The organism is Emticicia sp. 21SJ11W-3, from assembly GCF_024138715.1.
Classification (GTDB): Bacteria; Bacteroidota; Bacteroidia; order Cytophagales; family Spirosomataceae; genus Emticicia; species Emticicia fluvialis.
Window position 1 is genome coordinate 251289 of sequence record NZ_CP092074.1, and the last position, 17686, is coordinate 268974.

A 17686-nucleotide genomic window follows, 5' to 3' on the forward strand; every position below is an offset into this window, starting at 1 on the left:
TAGTATTTTAGCAATAATTTATTTTGATACTATCAATCACGGTAGAATAACAAATTATCCCTCTGATTTCTGATTGTTGTTTTTACTATTATTTAGCTCAATCAGTCATTTTTCTTAAAGTATTTTTAAAAATGTGTCATGGCCATTTGGCATTAGTTAATTGTGGGCACTATGGCTTCATGAAACCAAGGGTTTGATGTTAGTTATCTGCGCATGATGATAACTTGTGTTTTCTTTGTTAAACAGTTGAAAAGAGACTATAATTTATTCTGTCGAGTTCGGCGCCACGGTTGTTGAGATTTAAATGAATGGGTTGGAATAAACCAGCATATCCAGAGAGAATAATAGTCATTAAGTTTAGAAAATGCAAAGCAATTTCTGACTCCCGGGTAAGATATAATCTATAGGCTTAATCTGGTTGGTTCAATTGATTATTGTATTAAAAGACGACTGCATCAGTGTCAGATTTAGAATCGAAGAGAAAACAAACAATTAACGTTAAGTATTTAAAGTCTAAAAATGGATAATCTATTAATTACTTCTGCTGGAAGAAGAGTGTCACTAGTTAAAGCGTTTAAAAAAGAACTAAAACTATTTTTTCCCGAAAGCAAAGTTTTTGCCGTTGATTTAAATCCTGATTTATCTGCTGCTTGTTATGTTGCTGATGGCTACTTTAAAGTTGGTAAAGTAACTGACGAAAATTATATTAATGAACTATTAGAGCTTTGCCTGAAACATCATATTAAGCTTATTATTCCAACAATTGACACTGAGCTCCAGATACTTGCTAAAAACAAGCAGTTTTTCAAAGATAATGGTATAAATGTGATTGTATCTGACCCGTGCTTTGTTAATATTTGCAGAGACAAAAGAGTTACCAATAGTTTTTTTCTAGAGAAAGGTATTTTGTTCCCTAAAGTGATTGATAAAACAGAAAACTACTTTCCGATATTTATTAAACCTTACGATGGCAGTCTTAGCAGAGATACATTTACCGTTCGTAAAGCTGACGAATTAACTGCTTACCATTTTTCAAATCCTAAACTGCTTTTTTTTGAATTCATCGACCCCGAATTTCATGATGAATATACATTGGATATGTATTATGATAAGAATAATCTCTTAAAATGTGTAGTTCCCAGAAGAAGAATTGAGACCAGAGGAGGTGAAATAAGCAAAGGGCTAACGGTAAAAAATGAAATTGTTGAAATTGTAAAAGAAAAATTAAACTTCATTGAAGGAGCTATAGGTTGTATCACGTTTCAGGTTTTTTATAATTTAGAAAAAAAGAATTTGATAGGGATTGAAATTAATGCACGCTTTGGTGGAGGATATCCTTTAAGCTATCTTGCAGATGCCAACTTTCCGAGATTTTTAATCAGTGAATACCTTTTGGGAAAAGATATTGAATATTTTGATAACTGGAAAGAAAACACACTAATGTTAAGGTATGACCATGAAATTATAGTTCAGTTATGAGTTCAAAATTTGTAATTTTTGACTTGGATGATACACTTTACAAAGAAATCAGCTATTTGAAATCCGCATTTTACTCAATAGCCTACTCCCTTTTTTCAATTAAAGACGCCCCCCATGTGTATAATCAAATGCTTTCATGGTATTTTAATAAAGAGAATGTTTTCGCTAATTTGATTGAAAATTACTCGCTATCAACAGAAGTTACTAAGCTTATTGAATCTTACAGGAACCACTATCCCAATATTCAGCTTGATAAAGAAACTAGTCACTTACTTAGTGAGCTTAAAAGCAATAAAGTTAAAACGGGGTTGATTACTGATGGTTTTTCTATTACACAAAGAAACAAACTTAAAGCACTAGGTCTTGATTCATATTTTGACTCTATTGTAATATCCGAAGAGTTTGGAACTTCAAAACCCCATATAAATAACTTCGCTCATTTTTTGCAATTCGGCGCTACTGATTACTTTTATATTGCAGATAATATAAAAAAAGATTTCATTACTCCAAATGAGTTAGGGTGGTGTTCTATTTGTCTTCAGGATAATGGAGAGAACATCCACAAACAGGATTTTGATATTGAGACAAAATATCTGCCTAAATATGTACTAACTTCAATGAATGATTTACTTCCATTAATTTTTGATTGAAAATTAGTTGGTCTAATGTTTTTAAGACTTTCCACCATTAGAATGTTTATTGGAAATCGGTTGTCATTTTGTTTAAGTTATATGTTACTTTTGAGTTTTAAAAAATTCTTTGAAAGGGAAAACCAAGCAACTTTAGTAAAATGAGTAGTAAAATATGGTTGTCATCTCCTCATATGGGAGATAAGGAGATAGAATTTGTAACAGAGGCTTTTGAATCAAATTGGATTGCCCCTCTAGGCCCTAACGTGAATGGCTTTGAGCAAGATATCTGTAATTATACAGGCATTGCGCACACAGCTGCTTTAAGTTCAGGAACAGCGGCTATTCACCTGGCCTTAATTTTACTCAACGTTGGCAACGGAGACGAAGTACTTTGCTCAAGTTTTACTTTTTCAGCTACCTGTAACCCAATCGTTTATCAGGGAGCTACGCCGGTTTTCATTGATTCTGAAGAGTTAACCTGGAATATGGACCCCGAAGCACTGGAAACCGCAATTAAAAATCGGTTGGCCATGGGTAAAAAACCAAAAGCTATTATTCTGGTGCATTTGTATGGAATGCCAGCGCAGTTAGACAAGATACTTTCTATTGCAAGTAAGTATGATATTCCGCTGATTGAAGACGCCGCAGAGGCACTGGGCTCTTTCTTTAAAGGCAAAAGTTTGGGTACTTATGGTAAATTTGGCATCTACTCTTTTAATGGCAACAAAATTATTACCACTTCGGGTGGAGGGGCATTGGTATCTGATGAGAAAGATATGATTGACCGCTCCAGATATCTGGCTACACAGGCGCGTGATAATGCGCCTCATTACCAGCATTCGGCTATTGGGTATAATTATCGTATGAGCAATGTTTGTGCGGGTATTGGCAGAGGTCAGATGTTGGTATTGAATGACAGAGTAAGTCAAAGAAGAGCCAACTATTTTTATTACAAAAACGAGTTGGAAGGTAATAGTGAAATAACGTTTCTTGATGAGCCTTCTTCTGATTATTTTTCAAATAGATGGTTGACCTGTATATTGTTTGAGAATTATGAAAAAAGAGAAAAAATCAGACTTCATCTGGAAAAACACAATATAGAATCACGGCCCCTATGGAAACCCATGCATCTTCAGCCTGTTTTTACTGATGCCCCTTTTTATGGGGCCGGGGTTTCGGAAGTATTGTTTAACAGGGGTTTATGTTTACCCTCTGGCTCTAACCTGAGTGTATCTGAACTGGAAAGGATTGTTTCAGAGATAAAGATATGTATTCAAGAATAATTAATTGCCCTTATTCAATCAAACTTAGATACACTTTAAAACCATAAATGCTTGCCTGGTTTCAATTTGTTTTTTCAAAGAAGTTAAACATCAGGCTGTTTAGGGTATTTTTATCAATAATTAAAAAAATAGCACCCAATCAATAAAAAAAATAAATAATATTTTTTTTGACGTAAAAACCTGTATATATTAGCGCGTAATCAAGTAAAAACTTTAATTTGCCACGTATGAAAACAATCTTTACCAAATCATTTTGCATACTTGCCATGTTTTCTGCAAGTACTTTGGTGGGCTTTGCTCAAAAAGAAAGGAGTAACGTGGGTATTGGTACAACATTACCGCATGAATCTGCCGTTTTAGATATTAAGTCTTCAAGCCAGGGTCTTCTTATACCCCGTATGTCATTGCAGCAACGTAATTCCATTCAGAATCCTGCCAATGGGTTGATGGTCTACCAAACTGATTTAATTTCAGGGTTTTACTACTATAATGGTAGCGAATGGAAAGGTATGAGCTCAGATAACCTTAGCCCACTTATTAAAGGAGAATTTGACAATAAAAATGTCAGAATAAACCTGGGTTCTTCTAAGTCGAGCTCCCTGGGGTTTCTTGCTGTAGGTAATTTTGATGCTGAATTCCCCATGCCGACCAACAACGAGTATCGCCTTATTGTTCAGGACGGAATCATTACTGAAAAAGTAAAAGTTGCCTTGAAAAGCTCTAAAGACTGGGCCGATTATGTATTTGAGCCTTCTTATGAGTTAATGCCTCTTGATAAAGTTGAGTCTTTCATAAAAGAGAATAAGCACCTGCCTAATGTTCAGTCAGCAGAAGAATTTCATAAAAACGGCCTTGATGTATCTAAAACAAGCGCCAAATTAATGGAGAAGATAGAAGAGCTTACGCTGTATATGATTGAATTAAATAAAGAAGTAAAAGCCTTGAAGTTGGAAAATGAGCAACTAAAAAAGGCGGTTTCTAATAAATAATTCTAAGCCTTTGTAGGGAGTTGCCGTTTTAAAAGTAGCTCCCTTTTTCTATGTCCACAGCATAAGAACAGGGCTTTTGAGTGTACCAAGTGCAGGGTTTTATCTGACAACTGAAGTAATGTGTTTAGCTGAAAGATTTAATAATGTACTAAATATCAGTTATTCCTTCCGTATATGAACGTTTGTATTGGAGTGCCGCTGGTTTTGACTTTTTTATAACACCCTAAGTCTTCTCTTGTAATTTATTTATTCTATTGACTATTGCATTCTGATAGTATAAAACCAATCAAAAATGCGCTATCATTAAAACAGGTTGCAAAAGGTTATCCGCTTAAAAAGTTTTCGGTGTTAAAAAGAGTTTTTTGATTGTGCCTTGAATGATAAATAATAAATTTGCTGTGCTTTCCGATTTATAAAATTAATGATTCAGAGTCTATGACGATTTCTACACGAAAATATTCTGAGAAATTCGCCTCTAAATGGCTGATTTTTTTGGTTGATCTTATTATATGTTCCATAACTTTTACACTTGCTATTTTTGTTCACTTTGATTTCGAACTTACTTATGTAGAGCCTCAGTTTTATAAATATCATTTGTTTTTTGTTTTGCTTATTAACGGCCTCTTTTTCATTATTTTCAAGTCGTATGAGGGCATTGTAAGGCACACCAGTACAGAAGATATTACACTATTGGTGAAGGTCGTATCATTAAGCAGCATATTTATATTCTTCCTGTCAAATTTTGGGTGTTATCATAACATCATTTATTTGTGTATACCACCTCGTATAACTATTATTAGTTATTTTGTTACCCTTTTTGCACTTATTTTCAGCAGATTCCTTGTAAAAAGCCTTTATGAAACATTTTACAGAAACATTAAGGCTATCAGCCCCATTATTATTTACGGAACCGGAGACCTGGGGCGTATAACCAAAAACAGCCTGCTTAACGATAAAACCAAAAGCTATAAAATCTTATGCTTTATTGATGATAACCCACAAAAAACCAATAAAACTATTGAAGGAATAAGGGTTTTGTCAAGAAAAGACGCAATTGAAAAGTATATTACTAATCCAAGGTCTACAGAAGAAGACCTGGAAGTTGTTTTTGCCATAGAAAAAATAACGCCATTAGCAAAAGCTAAAATTGCCGAAGATTTTCTTGCTCTGGGCATTATACTTAAGTCAATTCCGCCTATTGATAAGTGGATAAATGGGGAATTAACTACCAAGCAAATACAAAATATTGAAATTGACGATTTGCTTGAGCGTGACCCGATATTTATAAATAACCGTTTTGTAGAAAGGTTTATAAAAGATAAAAAAGTGCTAGTTACCGGTGCTGCCGGTTCAATAGGGAGTGAGCTAGTACGGCAACTGCTGAAGTTTTCGCCGGGAAGAATTGTTTTGATTGACCAGGCAGAGTCGGCGCTTTATGACTTAGAGAGTGAGATACTCAGAACCTCAAATGTTGATAACAGCCAGTTGCCCGACATACGTGTAGAGGTGTACGATGTAACGAATGAAGGGTTAATGGACCACCTCTTTAATGAAGAACGACCTCAGGTGATTTTCCATGCTGCGGCATATAAGCATGTGCCTCTCATGGAAAAAAGTCCGTATCAGGCTGTTAGAGTAAATGTGCATGGTACAAAAATTATAGCAGAGCTTGCCTCAAAATATGAGGCTGAAAAATTTGTAATGATTTCTACCGATAAAGCCGTGAATCCCACCAATGTAATGGGTGCTTCCAAACGTCTGGCAGAAATGTACGTGCAGGCATTGGATAGCCACCACGGTAACAGAACAAGGTTTATAATTACCAGATTTGGCAACGTGCTTGGGTCTAATGGTTCGGTTATCCCGTTATTCAAAAAACAGATAGAGAACGGCGGCCCCGTTACGGTAACGCATAAAGAAATTATCAGATATTTTATGACTATCCCGGAGGCATGCCAATTGGTGCTTGAAGCAGGTACAATGGGTAAAGGTGGTGAGATATATGTTTTTGATATGGGCAAGCCTGTGAAAATATATGACCTTGCCAAGAAAATGATTCAGTTGTCTGGTCTGGAGCTCGATAAAGATATTGAAATAAAAATAACGCAACTCAGGCCCGGTGAAAAACTGTATGAAGAACTACTGAATAGTAACGAAAATACACAACCAACCTATCATTCAAAAATTATGATAGCCAAAGTTGTACCTGAAGACTATGACCTGCTGAAAGTGGCAATTGCCCATCTGGAAACCACTATTGCTTCGCTCAATAATAACCAGATTGTATCAGAAATGAAAAAACTGATTCCGGAATTTATCAGCAATAATTCAGTTTACGAAAATCTTGACTTTGATGAGTTAGAAGAAAGTTCTTTGTATCCCTAGGTAACCCCCTAAGGTGCTTGTGAACAGATTACCTTCATCAAATGATACAGAAGAAACAATAGAAAATTTAGGAAGTTTGTACCTTACCCGGCACAGCAAGGCAAATTGCCGGCGGTCTAGTACAAATGGGTAAGTACCTGTATTTATGTTATAAAGTGCTTTGGTATAATAATCCATGTTTTTGGCTTTCCCGCTTATACCCAAAGAAAACGCCTGAACCCGGTTTAGTATATAGGTGTCATCCTGCATTACCAGCTCTGCCGGCAAACCTTCTTTATTTACTGTCCACAAAGGCACTAACAATGGGGTTCCTATGGTGTTGCCGTAATAGGTCCAACCCCTTGTATAAGTACCATTCTGGAAATAATTATCCATACCTCTTAGTTCTGGAACTGTGTTTTCACTTCCGGTTGATCCTCCCTGGCTTCTGGTATCCAGATATTCGAAGGTAACTCTTGTTATACCTTTCTCTACGAATTTACGCCTTAAAGATACGCCAAGTAGTCCATCAGTTATATTATTGAGGTAAAACAGTGAACCATCTTCATAAATGCTTTGCCGGTACAGAAACACATCAAACAGGCGGGTGTTAATTTCTGCTGCAATATCAAAACTGCCGAGATGGTTTCCGGGTCTGTTCCAGGCTTCATTTATTGGTATGTTTGAGTTTAGGCTGCTCTCTCCTTTATTGATACTTAAACCTGAAATTATCTTTAGGTATGTAGCAAAATCTGAAGGATAGGTTGTGATAAGTGCACCTGATTTTTTGTCAATAAATGGCTCAGCTGGTCGTCCCCCCCATTGGACCTGATGGTTACCACCGGCATATAATTTTACACGCCAGTTGGGTTTCCCGATTCTTAAATACAGGTGCTTCTGGTGCAAAAAAAAGTTCTGAACAGGGCCGTTCTCAAACCAACCATGGGCAAATGCCCCTTTCACAGAAAATAGACCTTTTCCAAGAATAGAAACATAGTTGGGCAGGCCAATTTGTACTTTAGGAATAGGTAAGGCATTGCCCGACCAGATGTAAGAACCCATAGTAAGAGCGGTATCTACCAGGCCTGTAATTTCTTTTCTTCGGCCGCCGTATAATTCAAAAGCGCCAAACCTTATTTTAAGATAGGCTTCAGGAAGTAAAAACTGATTGGCTTTACCCGCATTAGCTACGGCGCTGATGCCGTATCCGTAAGAGAATTTTCTTAGTTTATGGCTTGATGATGTTTTGGTAGAATCATATTCTTTGATAAGCCCTGCCCTTAATGTAAAGATGGGGTTTTCAATCGGAACAGTACCATACTGATTAGAGTGTATCAAAAAAGGTGTTTTGCCTGAACTGGACACAAAGACTCCGCTTTCGATATGAAGCTTTGCGCCATTGGTAGGGTTCTGGCTAAAAGCAAAAGACATCGAAAGAAATATTAAAATACCAGTTCTGTAAAAAAAACTCATATATAGGGCTTTAGCAAAAAATTATCTTTTAAAAAATTTGGGTTGCTGCAATTCACGAAGTCATAATCCAATCATTCATCCTCAGGCTATCTAATGAAAGATGAAATTAAAAAGAGGGTTTAACCATGCTGATTCTTAACAATTAACATTTAATTCACAATAATCATGAGCAGTCGTTTTTCTCTCAATAGCATTAATAGTCTTCCCGGCAAAATTATTCATTGCAATATAGCAAAGATACCGTAGCCTGCAAAATGAATCGGGCATTAGAGGTTATTATATCAAATACCCTTAATTAAACTTTGAGACATATTTTCTGTTTATGTTTTCTTTGAGGCTGTCGTTAAGGTAAGCCGAGAACAACAGGGCACCTGCTTTATTCAGGTGGGTTTCGTCTTTCCATTTATCAGGTTGTTGTAAGTCTGCTAACTTATAAACATCGCTCATATCAATAACTCTGGCCGGGTTTTTTTGGGCAGAAACGAATGCTTTTAGTTTATCGCTATAAACTTTGTGGTAATAGATGTTTTTGAAATTCGGCGGAAAAACTATATAGAGTTTTACATTGAATTTTGCACATTGATTGATTACGTGCCTTAGAGCTTTTAGCTTTAGCTTATCGAGTTTAATAGGTTCAACTTTGTGCTTTACGCTTTCATGTCTGATTTTTGAGGTATCTAATCTGGCTAGCAGAGGAGAAAAACCGAATGGATTTATCATGTTTTTTTCGTTTATGTAATTAAACATAATAGGATAAACCTTGAAATTATATTTAAACATATCAGATTGTACCAGCATTGTTTCTTTCCATCCAATATCTTTTACATATTCTTTTAATAACTCGCTTTCTGCATAAAACGGATAAAGTGCTCTAAGCTCCAGATTATTCTGTTTCTGCCGCGATTCATCAAAATAATTTGCATCCATTTGCAATATTACCGAATGCGGCCTTATTTGTTCGGCAAGCAATAAATCCAGCAATATACTGCTATATAAAACGCCACCAACGGCGTTTTCACCGGCATTATATCCTTTACCCTTTAGGTTCGTAAGCAAGAGCGGGTCTATTTGGTGCCTGGCTCTTGAAGACCCCAGAATAAGAAAGTTGATGTTTCTGTTTTTTTGCAATATGTAATTGATTGTACCCCCACGTTCTCCAGAAATGGTCTTCTTAAATATAAAATGAGAGAACAAAACACCAAACAGTTTGTCTATCACCAGCAAAATCAAAATCAGAAAAGCAAGTTTAGCTAATATTTGTTTCATGGGCTGGTCAGAATTGGAAATAAATAAATTGCGTTTCGTTGATATTGCCTTGCAAAAAAACAGAAACAGTAATGAAAATAGTTAGAGCATTGAGATAGAGATTACCGGATTTCATCTCGTATATATCATCAAAGCTGAATTTTCTAAGCACAAAGTACTCAAACGCTGTCATGAGAGTCCAGCTGATAATGGCAGGCATCAAAATAAAGATATCTAACGCGTTAAATTTTGAGGGGTAAAAATCGGTAAATATGGTATGAATGATATAACTGGCCTGGTCAAAAGTTACAGACCTGAATAGAATAAGGGGAAACATTATAAGTAAATGAACATATATGTAGCCAATGGCTTTATAAATAAATCCCGGACGGCTCCGCAAAGTGAAATTCAATAGTTTTTCGGCCGTTAAATAAACACCGTAAATAAGGCCCCATATTACGAAATTCCAGGATGCACCATGCCATAAACCACCTATCAGCATAGTAATGAACAGATTCCTGTAGGCAATCAGTTTTCCTTTCTTTGTGCCGCCTAATGAAAAATACACATAATCTCTCAGCCAGTTGCTTAAAGAAATATGCCATTTTCGCCAGAGTTCGGTGATACTTGTTGAAAAAAAAGGCAGTTTAAAGTTTTCATTAAATCTGTAGCCCAGCATTCTGGCAACACCAATGGCCATATCTGAGTAGCCTGAAAAATCACAATACAGCTGATAAGTGAACATCAGCATGGTTATAAAAAAAGTAAAGCCTGAGTGATGCGTGTAGCTGTTAAAAATGGTATCAACATACTGGCTTAATACGTCTGCAACGGCTACTTTTTTAAAGAGTCCCCAAAAAAACTGGCTTAGCCCCACAGTAAAATCACGGTAAGTTATTGGGTTATCTTTTCTTAATTGGGGCAATAGATTCTCTGCTCTCTCAATTGGCCCGGCAACCAATTGCGGAAACATCATTACAAAATTTGAATAAATGAGCAGGTTCCGCTCGGCTTTTATTTTGCCTTTGTAAACTTCAATAACGTACCCCAGGCTTTGAAACACATGAAATGAAAGCCCTATTGGTAGTATTATTTCCCAGTGTCTGGCACTTCTGAATCCGAGGTAATTCAGGTTGTCGACAAAAAAGTTGTAGTACTTAAATACAAATAAAACAATACATGTATTGATGATACCAAACAGCAGATGAAGCTTTTTTGTAGCAGGTTTTGTACTGTCTTCAATTCTGATAGCGGCAAAATAATCAATAAGAATAGTTAAAAACAATATGAGAATATACGAAGGAATAAACCACATGTAAAAAACAGAACTTGAAACCAGAAGAATTACCTGCCTGTTGAATCCGCGGGAATAATAGAATAAAATAAATACAATAATGAAGAAAATTAGAAAGTCAATAGAATTAAAAACCATATAAGTTTTTCAATTAAGTATCATCAGGGTTTAGAAAAAAGCCGGAAATGTTTCTGGCGGTTATTGCTATTTGCCTTCCATAAAGCTGAAAATTATAGATATAAGCACAGCATTTGGCCTAATATCCGGCAGTATGCCAAAGTATACCAGTGTTTAGTGGTTGCAATGCTAATTATCTTAATTGAAGTAAGATAAATTAAGGTTTAGGCAAAAAGGTTAATTTTAAAAAGTCAGGGCACAAAATAACAGAAATATAAGTGAATTTAGCCTACAATTCTAGTAGAAAATTCTCTGTTTTCAGGTAGAAAACAAAAAATTCATAACCATAAAAGCAGAAAAAAAGAAGATGTATAAACTAAGTGGTTTTTATGTGAAGCAGGATATTTTTAAAATTAGACGAGTTTTAAATTTCCTGATACACGGCCCAGTATTTTTTTTGCGTCAGAGTGCAACCAGTCATTTAGCAACGATTCATAAATATCTCTGAAATCAACTGAAAATTTCAAATCGCCCTCATCCAGATTGGTTAAATCAGGGGCTTCATTCAATATTTCAGGGCGTTTGAGGCTACCGCCTATTAAAAATAAATTATTAGCTGTTCCGTGGTCTGTACCGGCACTGGCATTTTCTTTTACTCTTCTGCCAAATTCTGAGAAAGTCATAATCACAACATCGTTAATTTTATTGTTTTTTTGCAGGTCATTAACGAATACCTGTATGGCCGAAGAGTAGTTCTGCAGAAGCCTTTCCTGCTGATTTAGCTGATTAAAGTGGGTGTCGAAACCAGAAACGCTTACATAATATACTCTGGTGGGCAGGTCTGATATAATAAGTTCTGCAATAGTTTTCAGGCGCTGGCCCAGTTCTCCGACCGGATAAGTGGCCGAAGATTTATAAATTTTTGATTGAGTATGTAAGAACTCGGCTGAAGACGATGTTTCAGCAAGGGTTTTATACATATATGACAGATTCTGATTGACTGACACCGGCGCAACACCTGCAACCTTTCTGATAAACGGACGGCTAACCTGCCGGTATAGTTTTTCTGTATCTTTTACTGCCAATGCCTTTACATTTTCGCCTTTCATTGACAGGCTTAGGGTGTCGTCAATTTCCAATGCCTGATAAGGTGTACAATGCCCGGCGCAGTTGGCATCCAGGTATCGTCCCAGCCATCCGGTATTCAGGTATTCGGTTGATTCACTGGCGGTATGCCAAATATCCATAGAGCGGAAATGAGAACGGTCAGGGTTAGGGTAACCAACATTATTAATGATACTCACCAGGCCATCGTCATATAATCGTCTGAGGCCGTCCATGGCAGGGTTAAGGCCAAGTTCTCCGTTTAGTTTTAGTACTTTGTCAGGCGCAATACCAATATTGGGCCGGGCTTTATAGTAAATATCGTTTGTGTATGGAATTACCGTGTTTAGGCCATCATTACCACCTGACAACTGAACAACAACCAAAACCTTGCCGTTCACCGGCTCTACACCCAAGTGTTGTGTTTCGTAGGCTTTCAGAAAATGAGGAACCAGCATACCGCCTATGGTTGCCAATGCCGATTGCTTGATAAAATCTCTTCTTGATGCCATTATTGATAAACCAATTTAAATGTATAAATAAAAAAGACTGACAGGTTATGCCTAGCATAGCTGGTATTCAGGGAGCATCCATAAATACATGGTTGTTTTTTTCATGGCCTCTACCTGTGGCCCGGCCTTAACGTGGCTCTCAATTTCTTTCAGTATGCTTTCATCGGGCATTGCCTGCAGCAAATAATTAGTCATTTCTTCCAGCAGGTTAGTTTTTTTGCCTGCAAAGTATGGCGCTAATTTTAGCCAGTCAGATTCACCGCTGAACCCTCTTTTACGTGTCTGGTACTCCGTATTGATGTCGCCATCGCTTTTAGCGCTTATTTCGGGTTGCCTGTCTGTAAAAATAAGAGACGGAAGCTGCATTCTGAATAAAAGACTGGAGCTGTCGATCCAGTTTTTGCCTCCCGGCCACCCCGCTACATTGGGCGGATACAGTAATATCTGGCCTAACAGCCGCTCAATAAGCAATGGTGCCTCCGGGTCATCAAAATGTATTTGCATGGTTGTTTTCATGCCCACCAGTAATTCTATGGGTGATTTAATATGCGACCCGATGTTGCGCGCATCGAAGAACCAGTCTGAAGTAAAAATATGTTGAAGCAAAAGCGAAATTTCATAGCCCGATTCATAAAACCGCTCAGCAAGTTTTAGTATTTTTTCGGTATGCCAGGGGTTAGCGGTATCTTCATTTACAAGCTGCCTGTAAATTTTTTCTGTTACAAAAATGGCAGTTTCTTTTTTTTCAAGAATCATAGAGATAACTTCTTCTCCCTTAAAGTTTCCGGTTTTGCCAAAAATGGTTTTATCGCCGTCGTCATGTTGTTTTTCTTTAAAAACAAACTGGCCGTTTGTGTCAAAGTCCCATCCTGTAAACGCTCTGGCTACCTGTTTAATGTCTTTTTCGGTGTAGTTGCCTCTGCCAAGTGTAAACAACTCCATCAATTCTCTGGCAAAGTTTTCATTCGGACTTTTTTTTCGGTTCTGCCTGTTATTTAAAAACTGTAGCATTGATGGTTCTTTAGAAACCGCAAGCAGCAAATCTCCGAACTTCCCCAAAGCATATTTACGAAGGGTATTTACATAGCTTTGCGAATAATAGGCATCCTGACTTCTGGATACCAGATGTCCATGCCAGTAAAATGCCATTTTTTCTCTCAGAACCTCTTTGCCCGAACTCATCTTTTCAATCCAGGCAATATTAAGTCTGGTTTGGTCTTCCTTTCTTTGCTTCTCAATTTCAAGCTGCTTCTCTTTTAGGCGTGCCAGGTCTGTTTTGTCAATGGCATTTGCCTTTGACTTAGAATAGGTATCTGTCGTATCCGGAGGCTTCACCACTTCGATAGGGCTGAAAGATTCAGAATCTTTCAGCAGCCTCTTGAAAATTCTTTTGGCAGAATGGTGTTTGGCCTCTTTTATGGTTGAGAGTGGCGCTCCGAATCCCGCTCTCCAGAACAAGTGCTGGGTTTGCTTTTGTAACACGGCTTGTTATTTATGTGTGCAGTGTTAGATAACAATACAGTTTGTCGGTTTAATTCTGAATGATTTAATCTCAAAATTTTAATCTTAAACCCGGATAAACCAGGTTTTGAATTTGATTAAAACCTTAAATCTGTTGGTTTCAATTATTTCTATGGGCTAAAAATCGTTATCTTTGCACTCTGTTTCAGGCAGGATTTGTAAAGCCTGCCGATATTCGCTTTTACATATGCATTATAAAGAATATAAATCTGTTAACTACGCAGCCATCGCTGACGAAATTCTGGAGTTCTGGAAAAAGAATAAAGTATTTGAGCAATCGGTAGAGGTAAGAGAAGGCGCACCTGCTTTTACTTTCTATGAGGGGCCTCCGTCTGCTAACGGAACGCCGGGTATCCACCACGTAATGGCTCGTACTATTAAAGATATTTTCTGCCGGTACAAAACCCTGAAAGGCTTTCAGGTAAAACGTAAAGGTGGTTGGGATACCCACGGCCTGCCGGTTGAACTGCAAGTGGAAAAAGAACTGGGTATTACCAAAGAAGACATTGGGATTAAGATATCGGTTGAAGAATATAACCGGAAATGCCGTGAAACGGTGATGCGCTTTACCGACCAATGGAATGACCTGACCGAAAAAATGGGTTACTGGGTAGACCTTGACAACCCATACATTACCTATAAAAACGAATACATAGAGTCTATCTGGTATCTGATTAAGGAGTTCTACAAAAAAGGACTGCTCTATAAAGGGTATACCATTCAGCCATACTCGCCTGCTGCAGGAACGGGGCTTTCGTCTCATGAGTTAAACATGCCCGGCACTTACAAAGAAGTGAAAGACACTTCTCTTACGGCACAGTTTAAGGTGAAGAAATCAGACAAGTCTGACTTTTTGTTTGAAGCAGCCCAAGGCAATGAGGTGTACATATTGGCCTGGACCACCACACCGTGGACACTCCCTGCCAACTCTGCACTTACTGTAGGTAAAAACATTGACTACGTATTGGTAAAAACGTTTAATCCGTACACCTACCTGCCGGTAAATGTGGTGTTGGCAAAAGTGTTGGTGAGTAAATATTTCTCTGAGAAAGGGCTGGACGGTGATTTTGACGGCTTTGCTGCGTCAGACAAAAAACTGATTCCGTGGACAATCCTAACTGAATTTAAAGGCGCTACATTAGAAGGTATTGAGTATCATCAGTTATTGCCCTATGTTCAGCCTGATGCAGCTGCTTTCAGAGTTATTATAGGTGACTTTGTTACTACTGAAGACGGCACAGGGGTTGTACATACTTCACCAACCTTCGGTGCTGACGACTTCCGTGTTGCACAGCAAAATGGTATTCCGCCGATAATGGTGAAAGACGAAAACGGCAAAGAGGTGCCTATTGTTGATAAGCGTGGCCGTTTTGTAAAAGAAATTTCTGACTTTGCCCTGGAGTATGTTAAAGAGGCATATCTGACAGACGACGAAAAAGAAACAGAACGCCAGAAACAGGGCCGAGACAAATATCTGTCGGTAGATGAGCGCATCGGTATCAAACTGAAAACAGAGAATAAGGCTTTCAATGTTCAGAAGTTTGACCACCCTTACCCACACTGCTGGCGTACTGATAAACCGGTGCTATACTACCCGCTTGATAGCTGGTTTATTCGCACCACAGCCATGAAAGAAAGGCTGGTAGCCTTGAATAAGACCATTAACTGGCAGCCTGAAAGCACCGGAACGGGTCGTTTCGGCAACTGGCTTGAAAACGCCGTAGACTGGAACCTGTCTCGTAGCCGTTACTGGGGTACTCCGCTACCTATCTGGCGGTGCGAAGATGGTGAAGAGGTTTGTATTGGCTCATTGGAAGAACTGAAAAACGGTATTCTGCATGCCCTGAAAGATGAGGCACTATCTGCCGAACAAAAGCAGAAAAACGAGTATTTTCTTGCATTGCTGGCCGATAACAAAGAAGACCTGCACCGCCCTTATGTAGATGAGGTGTATCTGGTATCTACCAGCGGTAAAGTAATGCAACGTGAAACCGACCTGATTGACGTTTGGTTTGACTCTGGCGCTATGCCGTTTGCACAATGGCATTATCCGTTTGAGAACAAGGAGGTTTTTGATAATAATTACCCTGCTGATTTCATTTCGGAGGGTGTTGACCAGACACGCGGTTGGTTCTTTACGCTACATGCCATATCTGGTATGTTGTACGACTCTATTGCCTTTAAAAACGTGGTGTCGACAGGATTGGTGCTTGACAAAAACGGCAACAAGATGTCTAAACGCCTGGGTAATGCCGTCAATCCGTTTGAGACGCTATCTCAATATGGGGCCGACCCAACCCGCTGGTATATGATTACCAATGCCGAGCCCTGGGATAACCTGAAGTTTAATATTGACGGTATCACAGAAGTGCAACGTAAGTTTTTTGGTACACTTACCAATACTTATAATTTCTTTGCACTGTATGCCAACCTTGATAATTATAAAATGACAGAGGCCGACCGTGTGCCTTATGAGCGTTTGCCTGAAATGGACCGTTGGATTCTGTCTAAATTATATACGCTTATTAAAGAAGTTGAAGAGCAATATGAAACCTACAACCCTACTAAAGCAGGGCGTTTGATACAGGATTTTGTATGTGACCAACTCTCTAACTGGTATGTGCGTTTGTGCCGCCGCCGTTTCTGGCAAGGCGAAATGACCGAGAACAAAAAGGCAGCCTATGAAACATTACAGCATTGTCTGGTTGCAGTTTCGCAGTTGATGTCGCCTATTGCGCCTTTCTATGGAGACTGGTTGTATAGAAACATGACTGATTGTATCCGTGAGGAAGCTAAAGCCAGCAAAACCCGTTTCTTGCATGAGTCTGTGCACTTTACTGAATGGCATAAATATGACGAAACGTTGGTAGATTCTGATTTGGAAGAGTCGATGGATTTAGCGCAGAGAATATCATCGCTGGTACACTCATTGCGTAAAATACATAAAATTAAGGTTCGCCAGCCACTGCAAAGAATTTTGATTCCGGTGCTTTCTGAAAGTACGCGTGAGAAGATTCGTCATGTAGAAGAGATCATCAAGTCGGAAGTAAACATTAAGGCTGTTGAATATCTGGATGACGATTCTGGTATCCTGAAAAAGAAAGTGAAGCCAAACTTTAAAGTACTGGGCCCTAAATACGGCAAGGACATGAAAGAGGTGGGCAACTTTATTACTGCCATAACTCCGGAACAACTGAAAGAACTGGAAAAAACCGGCGAACTGGCCACGCAGTCAGCACTGGCAGCGTTTACACATCTGAAACTGGAAGACGTTGAGATACTGACAGAAGACGTACCGGGCTGGTTAGTTGCCAGCGAAGGTGGGCTAACAGTTGCGCTGGATATGACCATTTCTGAAGAACTGCGTTATGAAGGTATCGCCCGCGATTTTGTAAACCGTATTCAGAACTACAGAAAAGATAATGGTTTTGAAGTAACCGATAAAATCAGGATATCGTTAGCCAACAATAATGAAACGCTGGTAGCGGCGGTTCAGGCCAATAAAGATTATATCTGCCAGGAAGTGCAGGCGCTTTCGCTGGATGTAACTGAGGCAATTGTACAAGCCGCTGAAATTGAAATGGACGAGTTCCTGTTGCTTGTTAACGTAGAAGTAGCAAAGTAAATACTGATTAAACAGATACAGAAAAGGTGGAGCGCGCTCCACCTTTTT

Annotated in this window: 11 protein-coding genes; 6 read left to right on the top strand and 5 right to left on the bottom strand. The window is 38.4% G+C overall.

The window, feature by feature from the left end; genetic code table 11:
• The first annotated feature begins 519 nt into the window (after positions 1-519).
• From MB380_RS01080 to MB380_RS01100, 5 genes are all read left to right on the top strand, one after another.
• A complete protein-coding gene (locus MB380_RS01080) occupies positions 520-1479 on the top strand; it encodes an ATP-grasp domain-containing protein (protein WP_253532272.1) in 960 nt (319 codons plus the stop codon).
• Entirely contained in the window at positions 1476-2129 is a 654-nt protein-coding gene (locus tag MB380_RS01085; protein WP_253532274.1) for an HAD family hydrolase, read from the top strand. Before MB380_RS01080 ends, MB380_RS01085 begins: the two co-directional genes overlap by 4 nt.
• A 140-nt stretch (positions 2130-2269) precedes the next feature.
• Entirely contained in the window at positions 2270-3394 is a 1125-nt protein-coding gene (locus tag MB380_RS01090) for a DegT/DnrJ/EryC1/StrS aminotransferase family protein (RefSeq protein WP_253532286.1), read from the top strand.
• 227 nt (positions 3395-3621) lie between these two features.
• Positions 3622-4383, top strand: coding sequence for a hypothetical protein (locus MB380_RS01095; protein ID WP_253532288.1), 762 nt, complete (start codon positions 3622-3624; stop codon positions 4381-4383).
• A 435-nt stretch (positions 4384-4818) separates the two neighbouring features.
• Complete coding sequence (locus MB380_RS01100) at positions 4819-6768, top strand: nucleoside-diphosphate sugar epimerase/dehydratase (RefSeq protein ID WP_253532290.1); 1950 nt, start codon at positions 4819-4821, stop codon at positions 6766-6768.
• Here the strand turns inward: MB380_RS01100 and MB380_RS01105 are convergent.
• From MB380_RS01105 to MB380_RS01125, 5 genes are all read right to left on the bottom strand, one after another.
• Complete coding sequence (locus tag MB380_RS01105; RefSeq protein WP_253532292.1) at positions 6742-8220, bottom strand: capsule assembly Wzi family protein; 1479 nt, start codon at positions 8218-8220, stop codon at positions 6742-6744. The two genes, MB380_RS01100 and MB380_RS01105, sit on opposite strands and share 27 nt — an antisense overlap.
• Before the next feature lie 291 nt (positions 8221-8511).
• Entirely contained in the window at positions 8512-9486 is a 975-nt protein-coding gene (locus MB380_RS01110; RefSeq protein ID WP_253532294.1) for a hypothetical protein, read from the bottom strand.
• A gap of 7 nt (positions 9487-9493) precedes the next feature.
• On the bottom strand, positions 9494-10897 hold the full coding sequence (locus tag MB380_RS01115) for an MBOAT family protein (RefSeq protein ID WP_253532296.1): 1404 nt from the start codon (positions 10895-10897) through the stop codon (positions 9494-9496).
• Positions 10898-11289: 392 nt separating this feature from the next.
• The gene (locus tag MB380_RS01120; RefSeq protein ID WP_253532298.1) at positions 11290-12492 is read right to left on the bottom strand and encodes a DUF1501 domain-containing protein; all 1203 of its coding nucleotides are present in this window, start codon (positions 12490-12492) and stop codon (positions 11290-11292) included.
• Between the two features lie 51 nt (positions 12493-12543).
• Positions 12544-13974, bottom strand: coding sequence for a DUF1800 family protein (locus tag MB380_RS01125; protein ID WP_253532300.1), 1431 nt, complete (start codon positions 13972-13974; stop codon positions 12544-12546).
• Positions 13975-14200: 226 nt separating this feature from the next.
• On the opposite strand from MB380_RS01125, the gene ileS reads away from it, so the two are divergent.
• Positions 14201-17638: an isoleucine--tRNA ligase gene (gene ileS, locus MB380_RS01130; RefSeq protein ID WP_253532302.1), complete on the top strand. Its 3438-nt coding sequence runs from the start codon at positions 14201-14203 to the stop codon at positions 17636-17638.
• The last annotated feature ends 48 nt before the right edge of the window (positions 17639-17686 follow it).